2 protein-coding genes are annotated in these 4,302 nt (G+C 65.3%); both read left to right on the top strand.

The window, feature by feature from the left end:
• Positions 1–937: efflux RND transporter periplasmic adaptor subunit (locus PMN64_RS42240; RefSeq protein WP_411785035.1), on the top strand; the 937-nt coding region annotated here is incomplete at its 5' end.
• The gene (locus PMN64_RS42245; protein ID WP_411785036.1) at positions 934–4,101 is read left to right on the top strand and encodes an efflux RND transporter permease subunit; all 3,168 of its coding nucleotides are present in this window, start codon (positions 934–936) and stop codon (positions 4,099–4,101) included. The genes PMN64_RS42240 and PMN64_RS42245, both read left to right, overlap by 4 nt.
• Positions 4,102–4,302 lie beyond the last annotated feature (201 nt).

Consider the following 4,302-nt stretch of genomic DNA (forward strand, 5'->3'; position numbering starts at 1 on the left):
TGCTCCCGGCACGATCCAGCTCGACGAGCGTCGCGTCTCCGTCATCGCGATGCGGGCCGAGAGCTATGTGCAGAAAGTCGCCGACGTCACGACCGGCAGCCGCGTAACGAAGGGCCAGCCGTTGATGGAGATCTACAGCCCGGCAATATCGTCTGCCGCGGCAGAATATGTCGCGACCATCACGTCGAAGGCGACTGCGGGTATCGAGCCCTACGGGCGTGGCTCCAAGCAGCGGCTGACCAATCTCGACGTTCCCGAGCCGGTCATCGCCGAGATGGAGAAGAGCCGAACGGTTCCGATCGCGATCCAGTGGCTGTCGCCGCGCGACGGCATCGTGCTGCAGCGCGCCGCCATCGAGGGCATGCGCGCCCAACCCGGCGACGTGCTGTTTCGGATTGCCGACGTCTCTGTCGTGTGGGCATTGGTCGACGTTGCCGAGCGCGATCTCGGCAATATCGTGGTCGGGCAAAAGGTCACGGTGCGGGCACGCAGCTATCCCGGCCGCAGTTTCGCGGGCCAGATCAGCGTGATCTATCCGCAGGTCAACAAGGAGACGCGCACCGCGCGGGTGCGGATCGAATTGCAGAACGCCGACCTCGCACTGCTGCCGGACATGTATGTCGACGCCGAGATCGACACAGGCGGCGCGGCGCCGGTACTTGCGGTCGCTGATCATTCCATCCTCGACACCGGCAGCCGCCAGAGCGTGCTGATCGACCGCGGCAACGGGCGGTTCGAGCCGCGCGAGGTCAAGCTCGGGCGGCGCGGCGAGGGCTATGTCGAAATCCGCGACGGTCTCGCCGAGGGCGATGCGGTGGTGACCTCCGCGACGTTTCTGATCGATGCCGAGAGCAATCTGAAAGCGGCGATCAAGGGCTTTGCCGAAGCCGGTGCTGGGCAGGCGGGCGAGGGCGACAAGACGGGGGACCGCCGATGATTGCCCGTGTCATCGCCTGGTCGGCGCGCAACCTGCTGCTGGTGCTGTTCGGCACCGGTTTTGCGGCAGCCGCGGGCCTTTACGCGTTGCTGCATCTGCCGCTCGATGCGATCCCCGATCTCTCCGACACCCAGGTCATCGTCTACACCGAATATGCCGGCCAGGCGCCGCAGGTGATCGAGGACCAGGTCACCTATCCCCTGACCACGGCGATGCTGACGGTGCCGAAGTCGAAGGTCGTGCGCGGCTTCTCGTTCTTCGGCGTGTCCTTTGTTTATGTCATCTTCGAGGACGGCACGGACATCTACTGGGCGCGCTCGCGGGTGCTCGAATTCCTCAACGGCGCGGCGTCGCGGCTGCCGGCTGGCGTCTCGCCGACCATCGGACCCGACGCGACCGGGGTCGGCTGGGTCTACCAGTATGCCGTGATGTCGAAAGAGCTGAACCTCGCGGACACTCGCACCATCCAGGACTGGAACCTGAAGTTCGCGCTGGCCAGGGCGGAAGGCGTGGCCGAGGTCGCCAGCGTCGGCGGCTTCGTCAAGCAGTACAATGTCATTCTCGATCCGCAGCGGATGCGCGATCGCGGCATCACCATGCAGCGGATGCGCGACGCGATTCGCGCCAGCAACGCCGATGTCGGCGGCCGCACCGTCGAGCTGTCCGAGTTCGAATATGTCATCCGCGGCAAGGGCTATCTGAAGGACATCAACGATCTCGGCAACATCGTGCTGAAGACCGATGGCGGCACGCCGGTGCTGCTGCGCGACGTCGCCCGCGTCGAGCTCGGCCCTGACGAGCGGCGCGGCATCGCTGAACTGAACGGCGAGGGCGAGGTGGCGAGCGGCATCGTGCTGCAACGCTTCGGCGTCAACGCGCTCGACGTGATCGAGAACGTCAAGAAGCGTTTCAGGGAGATCGCGACCAGCCTGCCGAAATCGGTCGAGATCGTCCCGGTCTATGACCGGTCCAATCTGATCTATGCGGCGATCGACACGCTGAAGCGGACGTTGCTGGAGGAGAGCGCGGTGGTCGCGCTGGTCTGCATCGTGTTCCTGCTGCATGTCCGCAGCGCGCTGGTCGCGATCCTGATGCTGCCGGTCGGCGTCTTGATGGCGTTCGGCGCGATGAAGCTGCTCGGCATCGGCTCCAACATCATGAGCCTCGGCGGCATCGCGATCGCGATCGGCGCCATGATCGATGCGGCGATCGTGATGATCGAGAATGCGCACAAGCACCTGGAGCGCGCCGAGCCCGGGCGGTCGCGGGTCGCGATCCTGATCGAGGCCGCGGCAGAGGTGGGGCCGGCGCTGTTCTTCAGCCTGCTCATCATCACCGTGTCCTTCATGCCGATCTTCACGCTGGAGTCGCAGGAGGGGCGGCTGTTCTCGCCGCTCGCGTTCACCAAGACGTTTGCGATGGCGGCGGCGGCGCTGTTGTCGGTGACGCTGGTGCCGGCGCTGATGGTGATCTTCGTCCGCGGCAGGATCGTCCCCGAGCACAGAAATCCGATCAATCGCTTTCTGATCTGGATCTACCGCCCGGTCATCAACGGCGTGTTGCGGGCCAAGACGCTGGTGATCCTGCTGGCGCTCGGTGCCGTCGCTGTCTCGATCTGGCCGGCCCGGCAGCTCGGCACCGAGTTCATGCCCGACCTCAATGAGGGCACGCTGCTCTACATGCCGACCACGCTGCCGGGAATTTCGGTGACCAAGGCAGCCGAGCTGTTGCAGATGCAGGACCGGATCATCCGCGGCTTTCCTGAAGTCGCCTCGGTCTACGGCAAGGCCGGCCGCGCCGCGACCGCAACCGATCCGGCGCCGTCGGAGATGTTCGAGACCGTCATCAATCTGAAGCCGAAACAGCAATGGCGCGCCGGCCTCACGCTTGACCGCCTGATCGCTGAGATGGACAAGGCGCTGCAATTCCCCGGCGTCTCCAACGCGTGGACCATGCCGATCAAGGCGCGCATCGACATGCTGTCGACCGGGATCAGGACGCCGGTCGGCGTCAAGGTGATCGGTCCCGATCTTGCCGTGATCGACAAGCTCGCGCGCCAGGTCGAGCAGGTCGTGCGGGGCGTGCCCGGCACCTCGTCGGCCTATGCCGAACGCAGCCTCGGCGGCTACTACCTCGAGATCACGCCGAACCGCGAAGCCTTGTCGCGCTACGGCATCGCGGTGCAGGACGTGCAGGACACGATCGCGACCGCGCTCGGCGGGCAGAGCGTGACGACGACGGTCGAGGGACGCCAGCGCTTCACCGTCAACATGCGCTATCCGCGCGATTTGCGCGACAATCCGGGCGCGATCGCCAGCGACATCCTGGTGCCGATGCCGGCGGGCGGCGCGGTGCCACTCGGCGAGGTCGCCTACATCGCGCCGGCGCGCGGGCCGACCACGATCCGGACCGAGAACGGGCAACTTGCGACCTATATCTATGTCGACATCCGCGATCGCGATCTCGGCGGCTATGTTGCGGACGCGCAACGCGCGGTGCAGGCCGGCGTGCAGTTTCCGCCCGGAACCTATGTGGTCTGGAGCGGGCAGTACGAATATCTCGAACGCGCCGCCGCGCGGCTCAGGATCGTGGTGCCGGTGACGCTGTCGATCATCTTCCTGCTGCTCTACCTCAATTTCCGCTCGGTGGCGGAGACGATGATCGTGATGTTGTCGCTGCCGTTCGCGCTGGTCGGCGGCTTCTGGCTGATGTGGGCACTCGGCTTCAACCTGTCGGTCGCGGTCGCGGTCGGCTTCATCGCGCTCGCCGGCGTCGCCGCCGAGACCGGCGTCGTGATGCTGATATATCTCAACCAGGCGCTGGGCGAGGTCATGGCGCGTCGCGCTGCCGAGGGACGCACGATCGACCGTGACGATCTCCATCGCGCGATCATCGCGGGCGCGGTCGAGCGCGTCCGGCCGAAGATGATGACGGTGGTCGCCATCATGGCCGGGCTGTTGCCGATCATGTGGAGCACCGGCACTGGCTCGGAGATCATGCAGCGCATCGCGGTGCCCATGATCGGCGGCATGATCTCGTCGACGCTGCTGACACTGATCGTGATTCCCGCGATCTTCGCCGTCGTGAAGGGCATCGAGATCAAAGCGAGAGTGTCGGCACGCGAAGTTGCTTCCTGTGCCGCTCGCCAAGCGGCAAAGATGTGATGGAAACATGACGCCGGTTCGTGGATTCAAACCGGATTGAATGATACCCTGAGGGGGTATATAGCTGATGGCGGTTCGCGGCTGGCTGATTTGCGGTCGGCTTCGCGGGTAATCGGAGATGCGAGGCGGGTGTTGGTGCGACTGAACAGGCGAGGGCGGGTGCTGTCTCTTATACACATCTGACGCTGCCGACGACCATGG

This window comes from Bradyrhizobium sp. UFLA01-814 (genome assembly GCF_046718885.1).
Lineage (GTDB): Bacteria > Pseudomonadota > Alphaproteobacteria > Rhizobiales > Xanthobacteraceae > Bradyrhizobium > Bradyrhizobium elkanii.